At 65.2% G+C, this 17,643-nt stretch carries 14 protein-coding genes; all 14 read right to left on the bottom strand.

Going from position 1 to position 17,643, the window contains the following annotated elements; translation table 11 throughout:
* Positions 1-6: 6 nt before the first annotated feature.
* A complete protein-coding gene (locus Q0D44_RS01415; RefSeq protein ID WP_294131297.1) occupies positions 7-1,749 on the bottom strand; it encodes an MFS transporter in 1,743 nt (580 codons plus the stop codon).
* A 2-nt stretch (positions 1,750-1,751) separates the two neighbouring features.
* Positions 1,752-2,498: an FkbM family methyltransferase gene (locus Q0D44_RS01410; RefSeq protein WP_294131295.1), complete on the bottom strand. Its 747-nt coding sequence runs from the start codon at positions 2,496-2,498 to the stop codon at positions 1,752-1,754.
* The gene (locus Q0D44_RS01405) at positions 2,495-3,640 is read right to left on the bottom strand and encodes a glycosyltransferase family 4 protein (protein ID WP_294131292.1); all 1,146 of its coding nucleotides are present in this window, start codon (positions 3,638-3,640) and stop codon (positions 2,495-2,497) included. The genes Q0D44_RS01410 and Q0D44_RS01405 overlap by 4 nt, the downstream gene beginning before the upstream one ends.
* Entirely contained in the window at positions 3,637-4,917 is a 1,281-nt protein-coding gene (locus tag Q0D44_RS01400) for a hypothetical protein (RefSeq protein WP_294131813.1), read from the bottom strand. Before Q0D44_RS01400 ends, Q0D44_RS01405 begins: the two co-directional genes overlap by 4 nt.
* Positions 4,918-4,931: 14 nt before the next feature.
* Positions 4,932-5,684, bottom strand: a complete 753-nt coding sequence (locus tag Q0D44_RS01395) for a methyltransferase domain-containing protein (RefSeq protein WP_294131289.1) — start codon at positions 5,682-5,684, stop codon at positions 4,932-4,934.
* A 63-nt stretch (positions 5,685-5,747) separates the two neighbouring features.
* Positions 5,748-6,875 carry a glycosyltransferase family 2 protein gene (locus Q0D44_RS01390; RefSeq protein WP_294131287.1) on the bottom strand — a complete coding sequence of 376 codons (1,128 nt, stop codon included), beginning with the start codon at positions 6,873-6,875 and terminating at the stop codon, positions 5,748-5,750.
* Positions 6,876-6,877: 2 nt separating this feature from the next.
* A complete protein-coding gene (locus Q0D44_RS01385) occupies positions 6,878-8,209 on the bottom strand; it encodes a sugar transferase (RefSeq protein ID WP_294131811.1) in 1,332 nt (443 codons plus the stop codon).
* 210 nt (positions 8,210-8,419) lie between these two features.
* Positions 8,420-10,315 carry an XrtA/PEP-CTERM system amidotransferase gene (locus Q0D44_RS01380; protein ID WP_294131284.1) on the bottom strand — a complete coding sequence of 632 codons (1,896 nt, stop codon included), beginning with the start codon at positions 10,313-10,315 and terminating at the stop codon, positions 8,420-8,422.
* A gap of 10 nt (positions 10,316-10,325) precedes the next feature.
* On the bottom strand, positions 10,326-11,861 hold the full coding sequence (gene xrtA / locus Q0D44_RS01375; protein WP_294131282.1) for an exosortase A: 1,536 nt from the start codon (positions 11,859-11,861) through the stop codon (positions 10,326-10,328).
* Positions 11,858-13,081 carry a TIGR03087 family PEP-CTERM/XrtA system glycosyltransferase gene (locus Q0D44_RS01370; RefSeq protein ID WP_294131280.1) on the bottom strand — a complete coding sequence of 408 codons (1,224 nt, stop codon included), beginning with the start codon at positions 13,079-13,081 and terminating at the stop codon, positions 11,858-11,860. Before Q0D44_RS01370 ends, xrtA begins: the two co-directional genes overlap by 4 nt.
* Positions 13,078-14,151 carry a FemAB family XrtA/PEP-CTERM system-associated protein gene (locus tag Q0D44_RS01365; protein WP_294131278.1) on the bottom strand — a complete coding sequence of 358 codons (1,074 nt, stop codon included), beginning with the start codon at positions 14,149-14,151 and terminating at the stop codon, positions 13,078-13,080. Before Q0D44_RS01365 ends, Q0D44_RS01370 begins: the two co-directional genes overlap by 4 nt.
* A gap of 67 nt (positions 14,152-14,218) precedes the next feature.
* On the bottom strand, positions 14,219-15,289 hold the full coding sequence (locus Q0D44_RS01360) for a FemAB family XrtA/PEP-CTERM system-associated protein (RefSeq protein ID WP_294131276.1): 1,071 nt from the start codon (positions 15,287-15,289) through the stop codon (positions 14,219-14,221).
* On the bottom strand, positions 15,286-16,134 hold the full coding sequence (locus tag Q0D44_RS01355) for an XrtA system polysaccharide deacetylase (protein WP_294131272.1): 849 nt from the start codon (positions 16,132-16,134) through the stop codon (positions 15,286-15,288). The genes Q0D44_RS01360 and Q0D44_RS01355 overlap by 4 nt, the downstream gene beginning before the upstream one ends.
* Positions 16,135-16,178: 44 nt before the next feature.
* Positions 16,179-17,630: an XrtA/PEP-CTERM system-associated ATPase gene (locus tag Q0D44_RS01350; protein WP_294131269.1), complete on the bottom strand. Its 1,452-nt coding sequence runs from the start codon at positions 17,628-17,630 to the stop codon at positions 16,179-16,181.
* Between the last annotated feature and the right edge of the window lie 13 nt (positions 17,631-17,643).

Raw genomic sequence — 17,643 nt, 5'->3', positions numbered from 1 at the left:
CCCGCTTCACATGGCGTTGTCCGCTGCATTGAGCGCATCCTCGAATGTTTCGGGCAACGGCGGCTGGACCGGCTTGTCACAGCCCTCTTCCTTCATATGCGCGCGCAGGGCGTCCATCCGGCCCAGATTCCAGCGCGCCAGCGGCACGCCCAGCGGCCGGAATTCGGCGCGGTCGAACAGTTCGACGACATAGGATGCGCAGAGTTCGTCAACCTGATCGAGCGTCAGCATCCCCAGATTCATCACCATCGGCTTGCCCGGCACGCCGTTGCGGCCACGCACCAGATCCGTGACGTAGAGGCCGCCGCGCGGATCGACCAGCACGACATCGGCCTGGCTGGAATCGATCAGCCGGTGGCTGGCGGCATAAGGCGCAACGAATGCGTGGGTGCGCCAGACCAGGAAGATGCTGGCAAGGCCGGTGATGAACAGGCCGACAAGCAACGGCCTGAGAGCGCCCTGCGGCCGGAAGCGCGCCCAGCCAAGGCCTGCCAAGAGGCAAAAGGGGCCGATATAGCCATGAGCATAGCGAAAGCCCCATCCATAGCCCTGTGCCAGCGCCAGCGCACACCCCGCGACACAGCCAAGCGCCAGCGGCAGCGCGATCTCCTGCCCCAGGATCGCCCGCCTCCAGCGCATCGCAGCGATGCCGAGCGCGGCCAGCGGGACCATCAATATGTTATTCCAGGCGACGAACCGGCTGAGATTGACCAGTGGTTGCCAGCGATCGCCCAGCCGCTGGAACAGGCTGCCGACTTTGTCCGCTACCCCGGCGGACGGGCGCACATCGGCGGGTGCGCCCAGCATATCGAGCAGGAAGGCGGGCCAGATCTTGGCCCAGACGATGACGATCGCCACCAAGGTCAGCGCGTGGAAGGCCGCGACCGTCCAGCGGCGGGCAAGCAGCATCCACAGGATGAAGGGGGCGATGAAGATTGGCGGGAAATGCCACTGGTGCAGCCCCGCCGCGACCAGCGCGACGAGGCCCGCGCTGACATGGCCGATCACGCCGCCGCGCAGCACCAGCGCCAGCCACACCATGTTGAGCGCAAAATGGCCGGTCATGGCATAGGGCGTCATCGCCGTGATCCACAACTGGCTGGACGAACAGCCCAGCAGCACCGTCACCCACACCGCATCGGGGCGATCGGGCATCAGATGCAGCGCCACGCGCCAGAGCGCGAACAGCCCGGTGAAGAGCAACACCGGTCCCGCCATATTGGGATCGCCCAATTGCCAGAACAGCGCCTGGATCGCACTGTTCACCGGCAGATAGGCGGCCGTCCAATAATCCGCCGCGCCGAAGGGCGAGAAGAATTCGGGCATGATCGCGCGGCGATAGGGTTCCCATTCGACCGGGATCGGGCGCGCAAAAAGCCCTTCGCGCATATAGGCGGCGGCGAAACGGGCGACCTCCTCATCGCGGGAAATGGCATAATCCTGAAACAGGGCATAATGGCCCGCCCAGGCGGCCAGCCCCATCAGCACGATCAAAGGCACGACGATCCGCGCAGTCGGTCGCGGCAGTATGATCCCGCGCCCTTCGGCAAAGGGCGCGGCAAGCGCCAGCAAAAGCAGCGGGACGATGAGCGCGGGGAAATCCTGATCCAGGAACAGGATAACCGCCAGGCTGATCCCCTGCCGGTAGGTAACATGCCACAGGAAGGTCGCGGTCAGCCACAATGTCAGGCCGATCGCCCCTGCCAGAAACAGACGGCGCGCACTGACAAAGGACGCGGGCGCCTCCATGATCAACCCTGAACCAGCGCCCGGTTGACGAAAATACCGTCCATTTCGACAAGCAGCGGAAAATGGCCCTTGTTGTTGGCGAAGAAGGCAGAGGGGATGAAGGCCCGCGCCTCCAGCCAGTCGATCATTGCACGATAGCCGGTGCCACCTTCATAGATGGGCCGCACCCCCAATTCGGTCTGAACGCCCGTCATCTGGGCCAGCGCCGCGCCCGCCCCTTGGCAGACCGACAGGTCATGGCCCTGCGTGTCCATCTTCAGAAATGGTCGGGCAAAGCCATACTGGCCCACCAGTTCAGGCAGCAGCGTATCAAGGCGGCGGCAGGGCGTCGCGACCGTCTGCGTCACCTTGTTACGGCTCGCGAAAATATCATCCTGCGCGCCCGATGGCGTCTTGAGTGACGAGAATTGATCGGCGGCCATGATGTTGAAATCGGCGGTGCCATCAAAGTCCGACAGCGCCATGTTGAACACATGCCAGGCACGATCGGACGCCGCGCGCTTTTGCAGTTCGGCGAACACGGCAGGGTTCGGCTCGAACGAGAGGATGAGGCCGCGATAGCCCGCATCCTTGCGCGCCATCGTCGCATATTGGCCGCGATTGGCGCCGACGTCGAACAGGCAGTCGACATGGAAAGCCGCCAGAAAGCGCTTCAACGCCTGAATTTCGGGATATTGATGCACCCGCCCCGCCAGGGCGAGGCGCAGCGCGAGCAGACGGTCGGCGGCTTCACGAACGTAGCGGTTCATGCGCGCGCGGCCAGCACTGCTTTGTAGATGCCGATCGTCGCCACCGCCATATCCGTCCAGTCCCCCATTTTCGCTCCATGGGCGCGCGCCCGCGCTCCCTGTTCCTGCCTGATGGCGGCGCTTTGCACCAGCGGCAAGAGGGCTTGGACGAGCGCCGATGTATTTCCGACCGGAAAGCGGATCGCGACGCCATCGGGCAACTGACCGAACATGCCGGCGTCGGATGTCACCATCGCCTTGCCATGGTGCAGCGCGGAGAGGAACGCGCCGCTTGAATCGATGTGGCGATAGGGGAAGGCGATGACATCGGCCTTGGCCATATGCGCGTCGAGGCGGCCTTCGGTCAGGAAACCCAAGTCGGTGAGCAGCCGGTCGACAAACCCGGCGGCGCGGACCTTCTCCAGCAGAGGCGCGACATCCATGAAGGGCTTGCCCGCCAGCACCAGTTCAAAAGCGTGGCCCGACTGCCAGAGCTGAAGGCAGGCATCGATCAACAGGTCGACGCCCTTATAGGGGCGGATCGTGCCGAAGAAGAGGATGCGCGGCAGGACGGGATCGGGGATGGCGGCAAGATCGGCGGGGGTGGCCGCCGCCAATTGCATAGGCGGGTGTGGCGTCACATGAATGCGTGCCGGGTCGATGCCCTGCCCCACCAGCGCCGCCCGCGTAGTGTCGCCATGGATGATCAGCGCGTCGAACTGGTCGAGCAGCGCGCGGTAACCCCGGCCCTGCACCCCGGCATCGGCATGATAGGCGTCGGCATTATGGACGGTGTGGACCAGCGCGGCGAGCCCCTTCAGGCGGCACAGCATCAGCCGGTCGGCAGGCGCGAGCGGTAGCCACTGGACATGCACGACATCGGCGGCGGCAAGCGGCGTCAGGTCACCCAGCGCGCAGGACAGGCCATAGTCTGCCGCCTTGGCCAGGCGGAAAGCGCGCCCTTCGCCAAGCCGGTCACGCAATGCTTCGCTGTGGCGGAAGAAATGTGGGGCGTAGCGATAGCCCTGCGGCACGATCGCGTCGGTCGCGCGCATCGGGCGGGCGTATAGGGTGACGTCCGCCCCCTCCCCCGCCAGCGCCGCGCACAGGCTGTCGTCATAGCGCCCGGTGAAGAGCGAAGGATCGAGCATCGCGACTTTCACGCCCGCACCAGCCGGCGCAGCGAGACGGCGTGCAGGGCCGCTGCCAGCAGCAGGGTCAGCGCGTAGAGGCCAAGGAAAGCGAGATCGAACCGCTCCGGCCAAAGCAGGCGGGCCAGCGGGACGCTAAGCAGCGATCCGGCTAGGAAGAGGAGCGAACGGGCCAGCAGGTGGGAGAAGCGCCCCAGCGCCGCCTGCACATAGACCGAGACGCACAGCAGCACGAGGGCAAGCAAGGCTACGACGATCAGGATCAGGTCCGCCCGTTCGATGCTCGCGCGGCCGTCAAACAGGATTGCAAACAGCCATTCGCCGACGCTGAGCAGCACGACGGATAGCGCCAGCGCAAAGACCATCGCTGCGCCCAGCGCCCGGCCAAGCAGTTGGCGCAGCCGCACTCTGTCCCCGGCATGATAGGCGCGGGTGATGCGGGGCAACCCGGCTTCCACCACGGCGCGGACCAACATGGACAGTGACCTGGACATCTTGAACAGAAAATCGAACAGCAGCATCGGCCGAGCATCGCTGGTCACCAGCGCGATGGTGAAATAGGGCGCGTTATAGGCGATGATGTCGGAGACGGTGAAGGCGGCGGACGCGCCTATGTCGCGCAGATAATGGGCGCGGACATGGCCGCCGCCGACGCGGAAGGCGATCCAGTGGCGCGGCTTCATGCCAAGGCGATGGTGGACATGGGCGATGGCCCAACCGATCACAAGGATGCTGACCGCCAGTTGTAGTGCGAGGGACAGGCGCGGATCGAGGCCTGCCAATATCGCCAGCAGCAAGGCGATGGTGACGACCCGCCGCCCGCAATCAAACGCCTCCCACAGGAAATTGCCGTCCACCGCCGCCAGCGCCCGCTTGGCTAGCAGACCGGGCAGGTTGAGACAGGCGGACAGGAAGAAGAGGAGGAATAACAAGGGCATGGCCGTGCCGATCCAGCCCGCGGCCAGCGCCACGAGCAGGATCAGCGTGCCGCCCGCGACGATCAGGCCGAGGAACAGGAACAACACCCCCATCTCCTCCAGCCGGAACGCGCCTATGTCGGCTTCACCGTCGCCCAGCCAGTGCCGTCGCAGCCGGGCATAGATGATGCTGGTCAGGCCAAATTCCGCCGAAACGGTGAAATTGCCGAAGGCTACGAGGAGCAGGAAGGACTGAAATTCCGCCAGCGGCAGCGCACGCACGAACACGAAGGTGACGGCAAAGCCCCAGACCAGCACGAGGCCGACATTGGCGAGCTTGACCAGCGCAAGGATGCGGGCGGACGCCTCCATCCGCGCGAGGATGCTCACCGCGTCGCGGCTCCAACAGGCTTGCGGGCGCGGAACAGCCGATCGTCCAGCGCATAGAAATGGCGGGTCGCAACGTCGATCCCGGCGGCGTCGATTTCCTCCAGATCAAAGCCAGCCGCGCGGATGCGGTCGGCGAAATCCGGGCCATATTGGCGGACATGGTCCCACTGGCCGAAGCGCCGCTCCCGTTCGCGCGGGGGCATGGCGAAGCTGCCATCCTCGGTCGGTTTGGCCCATAGCGGCACGATCAGCCAGGCTTCGCCGCCGGGTTTGAGCGCGCGCAAAATGTTGCGCAGGACGGCCATATCGTCGGGGACATGCTCCATGACGTGACTGGCGTAGAAGAGGTCGTAGCGATCGGCGTCGGCCAGTTCCATCAGGTCGACGCGGTGCATGTTCGGCACAGTGTAGCGCGACGGATCGAGATCAGCAGGGACATAATCGGCAGCTGCGGAGAAGCGACGGACGAGGCTGGCTTCATTGGGCGCCATGTGCAGGATCGCGCCGTCTGTCGGCGCGGCCAGCGTCCCCTGCGCGATCAGCCAGTTCATCAGCCTTTCGCGGGGCGATGCGCCGCAGTCCGGGCAGCCCCATTCTCCATTGTCGCCATAGCGGAAGAAGCCGACCACGGTCGCGCCACAGGCCGGGCAACCCCGGCTGGCGCGCGCGCCCAGCGCCTTGCGCAGCTTGAGCGCGCTTCGGGTCAGATGCTTGCCGGCAGCCTTGGCCACCCGCTGAACAGTAATCACGTCAGTCTCCGACTGGGGAACAGCATTGGCGCTATACAAGATCGCACGGCTTTGACGAGAGGGTCAGCGCGACTTGGCGGGATTCCAGATGGTGACGGTGCGGCCGGTCATCGCCTTGGCCACCCCTTGCAAAGTCGCCGCATAGGCGATTAGCACATCGACCAAGGCGGCGAATGGTCCGCTTTTGGCACGGATGCCCCGCCAGATGACCAGCGCCACAGCCAGCGCGCCAACCATGTAGAGCATCGGCGAGACGCGCATCGCCAGCGCACCCGCCGCGACGGCGCCAGTCAGGATGAACAACCCGCCGAACCAGCGCACGATCTTGCGGGAGGCATATTTGAAGCGGTCGATCACGGCCATGCGCCGCAATTGCCGGCGCAAATGGCTGTGCGTGTGCCATGCGCGGGCGGCGATGCGGACCTTGCGGCGATATTCGTCCTTTCGTGCCGTCACCAGTTTTTCGCGCGCAATCACATCCCTGGCCTTCACCAGTCGTTTGCCCGCGAACACCACCGCCATGGAGACGGTCAGGTCATCCAGCACGCTGTCGGGGAAATCGGGATAGAGGCTGCGGCGGATCGAGAAGATCGAGCCATCCGCCCCCAGCACATTGCCGGTGCGCGACTCCTCATCCTTCAGCCGCTCCTCGATTCGCCAGTAGAGCGAACCGACCGACGCGGTCGCGCTTTCGCCCTGCCCGACATAATGGAGCGACCCCAGCACGCCACCGATATCGGGGTCGGCGTAGCGGGCGAGCAGGCGCTCAATCGCGTCCGGGTCGAGCAGAACATTGGCATCGGTGAAGATCATTATGTCCCCGCGCGCGCGGGCGGCGAGCTGCTTCATGCCATGGGCCTTGCCGCTGCGGCCGGGACCACGGATCAGCGTGACGAGATCGCCCTGCGCCGCGATCAGATCGCCCGTGCGGTCAGACGATCCATCATCGAAGGCGAGGATTTCCAGCGTCGGGTGCAGCCCCTTGAGCATCGCCAGATTGGCGAGCTTTTCGGGCATCGCATCGGCTTCATTATACGCACAGAACAGCAGCGAGGCAGTTGGCACCGGCACCGTGACCGGCTGTTCCGGGCGCGTCGGCAGCGCGCGGAGGATGAGCGGATAGAATAGGAACGGCCACAGCACCGCGACCAGCGAGACGATGAGAAGCGCGCCAAGCCACAGGTCGGTCATGCTCAATAGGCCTTGTGATGGAACAGCACGCCCAGCGTCGCGACAATGATGCGCAGATCCCGCCAGACCGACCAGGCGGTGACATATTCAAGGTCAGACTGGAGCCGGTCGATCAGATCCTGATGATGGTCGGTCGATCCGCGATGACCGCGCACTTGCGCCAGACCCGTCATGCCGGGCTTGATACAGTGGCGCGCCCAGTACCGCGCGTCGACCTCCCAATAGAGGGTGTCGCCCGCCTTGGCTGCGGCGGCGTGGGGGCGCGGACCCACAATGCTCATATCGCCCTTCAACACGTTGAAAAGCTGGGGCAGTTCATCGATGCTGGACTTGCGCAGGAAGGCGCCGACGCGTGTGACCCGGTCATCGTCGCGGGCCGTCAGCGTCTCGGCCTTGCGGTCGCTGGCGTCGGCGCGCATCGAGCGAAATTTGTAAATCTGGAAGGATCGCCCATCCTTGCCGATGCGTGGCTGGCGGAAGATGACCGGGCCGGGGCTGGTGAGTTTTACCGCCAGCGCGGCAACGATCAGAACCGGCGAGAGGATGATAGTGGCAGCGCCAGCGACGATCAGGTCGAACAGGCGTTTGATCAGGCGGTCGCGAAACTGGAGCGGCCCGCCCGCGACGATGATGGTCGGCTGGCCGTCAAATTCATCGACCCGCGCAGGCGCGAAGCGGAGCAGTTCGGGGACGACGATTTCGCCCCGCGCCGACAGCGATTTGAGCGCGGCTGACCAGTCGTCCATGCGGTCGAGCGGACAGGCGACGATGACTCGCTCCGCCATGCCGACCGCTTGCGCCAGCCGCGCCGCCATGTCCGCATCATGCCGTTCGGGGCGCAGATCGGCCGCGTCCGCTTCGATGATCAGCATGTGCGGGCCGGTTTCGATGGCGACGCCATCCATGATGACGGCGGTCAGATGCGGCACTTCGCCCAGCAATCTTTTAGCCAGTCGCACGACGACAAGCCGCACCAGCGCGACCGAAACCGCGCCAAGCGCGAGCCCGACAATGAACGTCAGACGCGACAATTGTTCGGCGATCTTGCCCAGATAGACGATCAGCAGCATCAGCAATGCCGCCTGCGCCAGCGCCAGCAGCGCGCGGAAAATGCCGCGCCGGACATTTTCAAGGCTGTGGATGCCATAGCCCCCGCCCTGCACGCCGAGCAGCGCATAAAGCGGCGCGATCATCGCGAACATGACGAGGCCATGCGGCTTGCCCGGCTCCCCCCACAGCGCGCCCAGCACGAACCAGTTGGCGGCCAGAAACGCGCCGAACAGCCCCGCCATGTCGCCAGCCAGGCACAGGGCATAGAGCCGCAGCCGGACCATTTCCTTGGAGACTGTCACTGATGCGCCCCGATTATCACCATGCGCCCCGTTGGCACCGGGCGCGGCTGGTTGCAAGGGGGAGACTCGCCGCCCCATCCGTTCGCTTCGAGCGAAGTCAAGAAGCCGATGGCGCATCGCAGAGTTTAGCTTCGCTGAACTCGGCCCTGCCTCGTTTCGCTCGAAACGAACGGCTGTGGGCGTATATTCGAGTTAAATCCCGAACAGCCGCTCCAGCGACTTGTCCAGCATCAGCAATTGCCACAGCAGCCGCCCATGATCGGCCATGCCGGATTTGTGATCGGCGGCGATTTTGGCCAGCGCTTTGGTATCGAACCAGCCGGTGCGCGCCAGCGACGATCCGCCCGCGATCGCGGTAGCCTCGCCCGCCAGCGCGCCGCGAAACCAGGCGCTGATCGGGGTCACGAAACCCATTTTCTGGCGATAGAGAATATCCTGCGGCAGATAGGGTTCCATCGCCTTTTTCAGCAGATATTTGCCGCTGTTACCCCGGATGCGCTGGTTGACCGGCAGGCGCGCGGCAAATTCGACGAGGCGGTGGTCAAGCAACGGTTCGCGTGCTTCCAGGCTGACGGCCATGCTCATCCGGTCGGTCTTGGTGAGGATATCGCCGGGCAGCCAGATGCGGATATCGGCATATTGGGCGCGGTCGAGCGGATCGCGCGCGGGGGCGTCGGCCATCGCCTTGATATAGCGGTCCTCCGCCCGATAGGCGCCCAGACGGCTTTTCATGTCCTGGCTGTAGAGGCGATGGCGCAGCGCGTGCGGCGTCACTCCAACCGACGCAGAATAGGCGGCCCCGCCCTCCCCCGCCAGTTCAAGGAGGGTCGATTTGGCCCGCAGCGCGCGCGGCGCCCAATCGGCCTTGGGATAATATTTGCCCAGCGTGCCGAACAAGGGCTGACGGACAGAGGCCGGGATCAGCCCGCGGAGGCGCTCGCCCTGCATCTGGAAGCGGTGACGGCGATAGCCTGCAAAGGCTTCGTCCGCGCCGTCGCCCGACAGCGCCACTGTCACCTGTTCGCGCGCCAGTTCGCACACGCGGAAGGTCGGCAGGGCGGAGGCGTCGGCAAAGGGTTCGTCGAAATGGAAGGCGAGCCGGTCGATCAAGCCATAATCATCGGGCGATACGATGCGGGTGCGGTGATCGGTCGCGAAGCGGCGGGCGATGCGGTCGGCAAAGGCGGTTTCATCAAGCGAGGCTACGTCGAAACCGATGGTGCAGGTCTTGACCGCCTGAGTAGAGGCTTCGGCCATCAGAGCGACGACGCTGCTGCTGTCCACCCCGCCCGACAGGAATGCGCCAAGCGGCACATCAGCGACCATGCGGGACCGAACGGCCTGCCGCATCAAGGCGACCAGTTCTTCTTCCAGTTCCTGCGGTTTGGCCTTGGTGCGATCGGCGAAGCTGACATCCCAATAGCGGTGCGGCTGCGGCAAGGGGCGGCCACGCACCAGCCGCAGCGTTTCGCCCGCGCCCAGCTTCCGCACGCCCGCAACCATGCAGGCGTCGTCGGGAACATAGCCATAGGCCATATAATCCTCGACCGCTGACAGGTCCGGCGCGCGGCGCAGCAGCGGATGGGCGAGCAGCGACTTGAGTTCCGATCCGAAGATCAGGCTGCCGTCGGACAGCAGCGCATAATGGAGCGGCTTGACCCCCAGCCGGTCGCGCACCAGCCAGAGCGACTGCGCCCGCGCGTCGAACAGGGCGAAGGCGAACATGCCATTGAAGCGGTGGACGCACTCCTCGCCCCATTGGCGATAGCCATGGAGGATAACTTCGGTGTCGCTATGGGTGCGGAAAATGTGGCCCTTGGCCTCCAGTTCCGCGCGCACCTCTCCGAAATTGTAGATTTCGCCGTTGAAGATGACCGCCAGCGATTCATCCTCAGTCAGCATCGGCTGCGCGCCGGCTTCCAGATCGATGATCGACAGGCGCAGATGGCCAAGCCCAACGCCCGGCGCGGTCCAGATGCCGCTGCCGTCCGGCCCGCGATGCGGCATCGCGTCCAGCATGGCGCGCACCCGCGCGGGATCGACGGGCTTGGCCGTTTCGAGATGGAAGATGCCTGCTATGCCGCACATGCCAACCGCCCTAGCGCAAGCCCATCGCGCGGTCAGCCAGAAGTTTCACGTCGCCCATATCGCGCAGGAAGGCGCGGATCGCGGCGTCGGCGGGCTGGCCTTCGCCCTCTTGCGCTGAAATCAGGATGGCCACGGCGCGCTGGTCCTGTCCCAGCAGGCGGGCCTTCATCGTTTCGATCTTGACCGTGGGGCGGCTGCCGGTCGGCGCGCCCTGCCCCATGAGATAGAAGCTGACGACATGGCGGACTACGGGTCCGGGCGCGGTAATCTGCTCGCCGCGCGCATTGGCTGGCGCGCGGGCGGGTGAGGACCAGACCCATTGGCTATCGGGGTCCGCCGCGCCCTGACCAAAGCCGACCAGTTCGCGGCCTTCATCCTGCTGGTCATAGGCGACGATGGTGAGATCGACGAGTTGCCCTATGGCGTTGCGATAATGGCCCGTGACGCGATGATCCGCGCCATCGAAACGGGGCGTCCAAGGGTAGCTTTGTACGGTTTCCGTGCGGGTCCAGCCCTTCACCACCGGCAGGTCGATTCGCTCAGGCAGTGGGTCTGCGCTGGCGGCTGTCGCGGTCAGCCAAAGCGGCGCGGCGACGATCAGCGCGAGGGCGATTCCCGCCACGGTGCCGGTCGATGTCCGATGCCGGACCGCACCCTGCAACTGTGCCGGATCGAACCAGGGATCGCCGGGCTTGCGATCGAAAAAGGGCCAGGCGGTCGCCATCACGACGATCATGATGATCGCGAAAAAGACCCAGCCATAGACGACATGATCGAACCCGACGGCGGCGTCCACGCTGGTCAGGTGCGCGACGAGGATGGTGGCGAAGGCGCGCACGCCATTGGCCAGCACCGACAGGCCGAGCGCGCCGGTCATGAACAGGATGCGGCGCGGCCAGGTGCGGAAGCAGACATTGCACTCCAGCACGCCATAGGCAGTCATGGCGATCAGGAATTTCGCGCCCGAACAGGCTTCGGCCACCTCGAAATAGCCGGTCGGCGTGGTGATGAAGATGCCCTCCATATGGGCAGGCACCCCCGACAGGTCGAGGAAGAGCATGGCCAGCCGCGCCGTCACCAGTTGGAGCGGCGGGACGATTTCCTCACCGAAAGGCACCATGAAGAAGGCGTAGAAGAGCGGAAAGATGAGGGCGCGGGCCACCGCTGGTCCCAGTAGCGCGATGGTCGCGCCCTGCAGCATCATGATCAGCGCGCCATGGCGCACCATCGCCACGCCCGCCGCTGCGCCGACCAGCCAGGCCAGCGCACCCAGCGCCAGCCAGATCAGCCCCGGCGTCCAGGCAACCGGCTCCAATTGGCGCAGGCCGGGCCAGCGTTGTTGCACCAGCCAGGCGATCAGCGGTGGAATGAAGAGGCAATGGCCGAAGGTGGAGGCGTTCCACCAGATCGATACCATCGACCAGACATCGGCATGGAACAGCGCCAAAATGGCAAAGGCGACCACGCCCAGCGCGGTCAGATGGCTGCGCCAGCCGGTCAGATCCACCAGCGGCATCCGGCCAAGCGGCAGCGCGCGGTCTGTCATGCCGCCTGCGATCCGGCGTCGCGGCCTAACAACAGGTCGGGCAATCCCGCCAGCGTCGCCGACCAGCGATAGCGCGCCTCCATCCGTTCGCGCGCGGCCACGCCCAACCGGGCAGCGCGCGCGGGATCGGCGAGCAGGGCGATGACTTTGGCGGCCTCTTCCGCCGGGTTGGCGGCGACGAGAAATTCGGCGCCGTCTGTAGCGTCTATCCCTTCGGCGGCCTGCGGAGAGGCGACGACGGGCCGGGCCATCGCCATGGCTTCCAGCACCTTGTTCTGGATGCCGCGCGCGATTCGTAACGGCGCGACGACGACGTCAGCCGCCGCCAGCCAGCCGCGCACATCAGGCACCCCGCCAGTGACGATCACGCCGGGCAGGTCGGCCAAGGCTTCAACGGCTTTGGCCGGATTGCGGCCGACGATCGCGAAGCGGGCCTGCGGGTGGACGGTCTGGATCGCCGGCAAGGTCTGGCGCGCGAAACTTTCGACCGCCTCGACATTGGGGCGATAGTCCATCTGCCCTGTAAAAACGAGCAGCGGGCCGGTGCCATGGTCAATGGCGGGAAAGGCGGCGGCGGGATCGAAATAATCGAGCGCCACGCCATTTTCCAGCGCAACGATACGGTCCGGCCCCAGCCCGGAGGCAGCGCGGAACAGTGCCGCTTCGGCTTCGCTGACGAAGGAGCAGGCATCGGCGCGCTTAGCGATGGCGCGCTCGAAATCGAGCAGCACCCGTCCCTCGCGCCGGTTGATCCAGGCCATGGGGCCGGAGCCTTCCGCGCCATAAGCGGCATACTTGGCCGAATCGAAATCGACGAAATCCATCAGGAAACGGACGTTAGGCGAGAGTTGCGGCACGAAATGCGCCATCTGCGCCGAATAGGCGACGACCGCCCGCACGGGGCGCTGCGCCAATGTCTGCGCCACCCATTGATGCAGGCCGGGGTGATCGAACAGCGACACCAGTAGCGACTGGCGTTTGGCGAGGCCGGTCAGCCCGGCAACGACCTTCGACCGGTCGCGCCGCAACAGACACTGGCTGGCGGCAACCTGAGCCAGTTCACCCGCATAACCCATGTCGCGATCATCATCGCCAAAGCAGCCGACATGGACCGGCGCGATTTGCGCGAGGCGCTTGAGCAAATGGTAGGAGCGGATCTTGTCGCCGCGATCGGGCGGGAACGGGATGCGATGACACAGAAACAATATGTCGCCGGTCATCCCAGCCCCCGCGCAATATGCGGGCCAATCCAGGTCGCGATCGATTCGGGCAGCTTCTTCCACAATTCTATCTTGCGCCGATATTGCGGCGAGAGCGGATTGACGTCGCGCGTTTCCTTGCCTGGCGCGGTGCGCAGATAATAGCCGAGCGGTTCGCCTTCAAAGCCCCAGGTCTTTTTCCAGGCCGCGGGGCCGGTGCCGACCTTCGACCGGCCAAAGTCGAAGATCGTCAGACCGCGCTCACGCGACTGGCGCATCAGCAGGAAATAGAGGACTTCATTCGAGCGCGTCGCCCGCGCGCCCTCTGCTGCGCCGTGCCAGTAAGGCATACAGGCGCCACGATGATAGAAGCTGATGACCGCCGACAGCGGCTTGCGATCCTTCGACACCACAGCAATATCGGCATCCTCACCCAGCCGGTCGAGCATGGCGTCGAACAGCGCGCGGGGGAATACCGGCGTGCCGAGATTATGGACGCTATGGGCATAGAGACGATAATGAATGTCGCGCAGGCGTTTGTCGCGACCACATTCAAAGGTCAGGTCATTGCCCAGCCCTTTGCGGATTTCCGCGCGGTGGCGCTTGGGCACGGCCTTGAGTTCCGCCTCGTCATCAGCGGCCAGCGGTCGGGAGAAGCCCAGATAGGCGTCGGCTTTCTGTTGCCACACCGTGCCATCGGGTGCTTCCCCGCCACGCAGTTCCAGCGTCGAGCAGCCCAGCTTTTCAGCCAGCGTCCAGGCGGCATCGGCGAGCGCAGGACCAGCCTTGCGATGCGTGGTCAGCAGGCCACCATCGACGGCAAAGCCGCTGCCCACCAGCGCCCGGCCGAACAAAGCGGAGCGGATATAGGTAAGCGGCAGCAGGCCGATAATCTCGCCGCCCGCCATCCGTGCGACCAGCATCTTGGCCTTTTGGCCCGTCCCCGCCTCGACGCCCATGATCCAGGCGGGGCGGTGGAAGGGCGTCGAATCGGGATGTGCGCAGACCCAGGCGTCCAGTTCAGCGACGCAGGCGGCGTCGGTCAAACGCGCCTCCTCGACGATGACGGCCAGTCCGCTAATCATATTCATGGACGTCATTCCTGTTACCACCCTGCCGCCCGATCTACACGCAGGGGCTGAACATTTCGTATCCGTTTCAACCAAGGCCGCGCGAAATGAACGGACCGATGAGATTGGCGATCGGTAGCGGCAATTTTTTCCACAGCGCAATCCGGCTCTGATAACGGGCGCTGCCGGGATCGACATCGCGCCGCGCGCCGTCCGCTGACCAGCCATGATAGACAAGAGGTCGGGGATCGAAGCCGAAGCTTTTTTTCCATGCCGCCTGTCCGCTGCCGACCTTCGACCGGCCAAAGTCGAACAGGGTCATGCCGCGCGCACGGCCATGCGCCATCAGGCGATAATACATCAGTTCATTGGACCGCAGCCGCCGCGCATCCGCCAGGCCGCCACCCCAATAGGGCATGACCCGCCCATTATGGTAAAGCGTCAGCACGGCGGAGACCGGTCGCTCACCCTCCCGGATGATGAGAATATCGGCATCTTCGCCAAAATGGTCCAACACGGCATGGAACAGGCTCCGGGGAAATACCGGCGTGCCAAGGTTGCGGACGCTCGTGGCGTAAATATGGAAATGGTCGCGCAAATGGCGGGCACCGCGGCCAATCTCCACGCTCAGCGCCGGATTGGCGAGCGCCTTGCGCAGTTCGGCGCGATGCTTGCGCGGGACGGCCAGCAATTCCGCCTCATCATCGGCGGCCAGCGGACGGACGAAACCGACATGCGCGCCGTCCAGCCTCTGCCAATTGTCGCACGGCGTCGGACCACCCCGCAATTCCAGCGACAGGCCACCGCGTTCAGCCGCCAAAGTCTGGGCCGCCACCGCCAGCACGCCGACAGCGCGCGGGTCGTCCGCCAATATCCCGCCATCGACAGCGAAAGCAGTGGACACCAGAGCTGCACCGAACAGGCGGCTGCGGACATGGTGCAGGGGAAGGATGCCACTGATCCGCCCCGACGGCCCGACTGCCGCCAGCAGCAGCGCGCGATTGCCGGTCGCCTGCTCGATCGCATGCAGCCAGGTGGGGCGATGGAAGGGCGATCCGTCGGCATGACCCAGCACGAAGGCATCGACCGCGCGCGCCTGCGCCGGGTCGGTCAGGTCCATCATGGTGACGGCCATGCCTGCGCCATTACCCAGCATCATGGCGCGAGCGCCGCCTGCGCGTCGGCCAGCGCATCCACCCGCGTCCAGGCAAAATCGCGGGTCAAGCGGCGCAGCTTGGCCGCCATGACCGACAGGTTGGTGTAGTGGCGCACCCGCGAGCGCAACGGCGCATCGGTGCGGCGCGGCTGGTCCGGGTCGATTTCCCACGGGTGGAAATAGATGATCGCGGGCCGCCCCGCCTGTGCATTGACCTGCCGGATCGCCCAGCGCGAAAATGGATAAGGCAGCAGTCGGAAGAAGCCCCCGCCCCCGGCCGCCAGCGTGTGCTTGCCCAGCTTTGCGGTCGTGACGGGCAGTTCGACCAGATCGGACCCCGGCACCGGTTTCCACGCAAAACGCGGCGAATCGGGCCAGCCATAATGATCGTGCCGGATCGGCGCGACGCTGGAGGAATAGCGATAGCCCTCCTCCGCCAATATCGGATGCGCCCACGGCGTGCGTGGGTCGATGGAGAAGCTGGGCGCACGATAGCCGGTGACCGCCTGTCCGCTGGCATCCTCCAAGATCGCGCGTGATTTGCGCAGGTCGGCGCGAAACTGCTCCGGCGTGAAGGTGAATACGCGGGCATGGTCATAGCCATGGCTGGCGACCTCATGGCCCGCCTCGACGATGCGGCGCATCAGCGCAGGATAGCGTTCCGCCACCCAGCCCAGCGTGAAGAAGGTGCCGGTAACGCCCGCTTGCGCGAACAGGTCCAGCACCGCGTCGGTATTGCCCTCGACACGGTGGGTCAGGCCGTCCCAGTCGGCGCGCCGGATCGTGCGCTCAAATGCGCCGACCTGAAACCAGTCCTCGACATCGACGGACAGGGCGTTCTGTATCATGTTGCGCACCTTGGTCGGGCCGCCCGCCGGGGGCAAGTCCTGTGTCAGGCGGCTGCGCTGTCGCGCGGCGCGGCCATCTGTTCTTCCCGCTCGACCCAGTCGACCAGCAGCGTCAGCACCCGGCGCAGCGCCGTGTCCTGTTCCTCGGCACGGAACTCCAGCGATTGCAGCCGTTCCTCGATCAGGGTGAAACAATCCTTGAGCGCTTCTGGATCGACCGTCGGCGCAGGGGCGAAAGGCACATGGGCCTGCACCGCGCGCAGCGAGGAGATTTCCGCCCGCAGCCCTTCAATCTCCGCCAGCATGTCGTTGCGCAGCGCTTCGACCTGTGCCGCGTCGATCGTGGCGACGGGTTGCGGCATGGCCGGTTCCGGCTGAGGTTGTTCGACGGCCACAGGCTCTTCCACCGCTGGCTCTTCCTCGGCGGCCCATATCTCAGCCGGTTCCTCCACAGCGTCGAACGCCGTATAAAAGGGTTCGTCCATTTCGATGTCCGGCGATAGCTCAGCCGTCGGCAGATCCTCGATCACCGGTGCGGCAAAGGGGGCAGCGAAAGGTGCAGGTGCAGCCTCGTCTGCCTCTTCCTGCTCGGCGACGGCCTCTACCTCGGCTTCCGCCATAGCTGCTTCGTCTGTCTCTTCGACCGTGTCGAGCAGCGACGGCGCAACAGGTTCAGGGGCGACATCGACATCAAGCCCCATGTCGGCGACAACAGCCTGCACCACATCCGCGTCTATCTCGCGCAACTGGTCGATCGCGCCCATCAGCAGCACGCGGCTGACCAGTGCGTTCAGGCGGCGGGGCACGCCACCGGTCGCGGCGTAGAGCGCCGCGAAGGCGGCAGGCGTGAAGGTCGGGTTGCCGACCCAGCCCGCCACGGTCAGGCGATGGATGATATAAGGCTCGACTTCCTTGCCCATCATCGGTTCGAGATGGTGGGTGGCGATGACGCGCTGGCGCAATTGCTCCAGCTGCGGGGATTTCAGCAGGTCGCGAAATTCCGGCTGACCCAGCAGGAAAATCTGGAGCAGCGATTGCCCGCCCAACTGGAAGTTGGACAGCATCCGCAATTCCTCGATCGCGGACACGGGCAGGTTCTGCGCCTCGTCCACGATCAGCAGCGTGCGCCGTCCGGCGCGCGCTTGGGCGTGAAGGAAGGCTTCGATTTTTTGCAGCGTCGCGGCCTTGGGCAGGCCATCGGTTGCCAGGCCGAAGCTCTGCGCGGCCAGGCGCAGCATGTCGTCGCCCTCTACCTGGGTCGATACGATCTTCACCGCCGTCAGCCGCGCGGGGTCGATCGTCTGCATCAAATGGCCGACCAAGGTCGTCTTGCCCGCGCCGATGTCGCCGGTGATGACGATGAAGCCCTCCCCCTGCGCCAGACCATAGCCCAGATAGGACAAGGCCTTGCGATGGGTCGCGCTTTCAAAATAATAATGCGGGTCCGGCGTCAGCTGGAACGGGCGGCCCTGCAATCCATAATATTGATCGTACATCTAAATTCTCCAA

The sequence above is a fragment of the Sphingobium sp. genome, from assembly GCA_023266575.1.
GTDB lineage: Bacteria > Pseudomonadota > Alphaproteobacteria > Sphingomonadales > Sphingomonadaceae > Sphingobium.
Note: the sequence above shows the minus strand (reverse complement) of the source record. Positions and strands in the feature narration are given on the sequence as shown.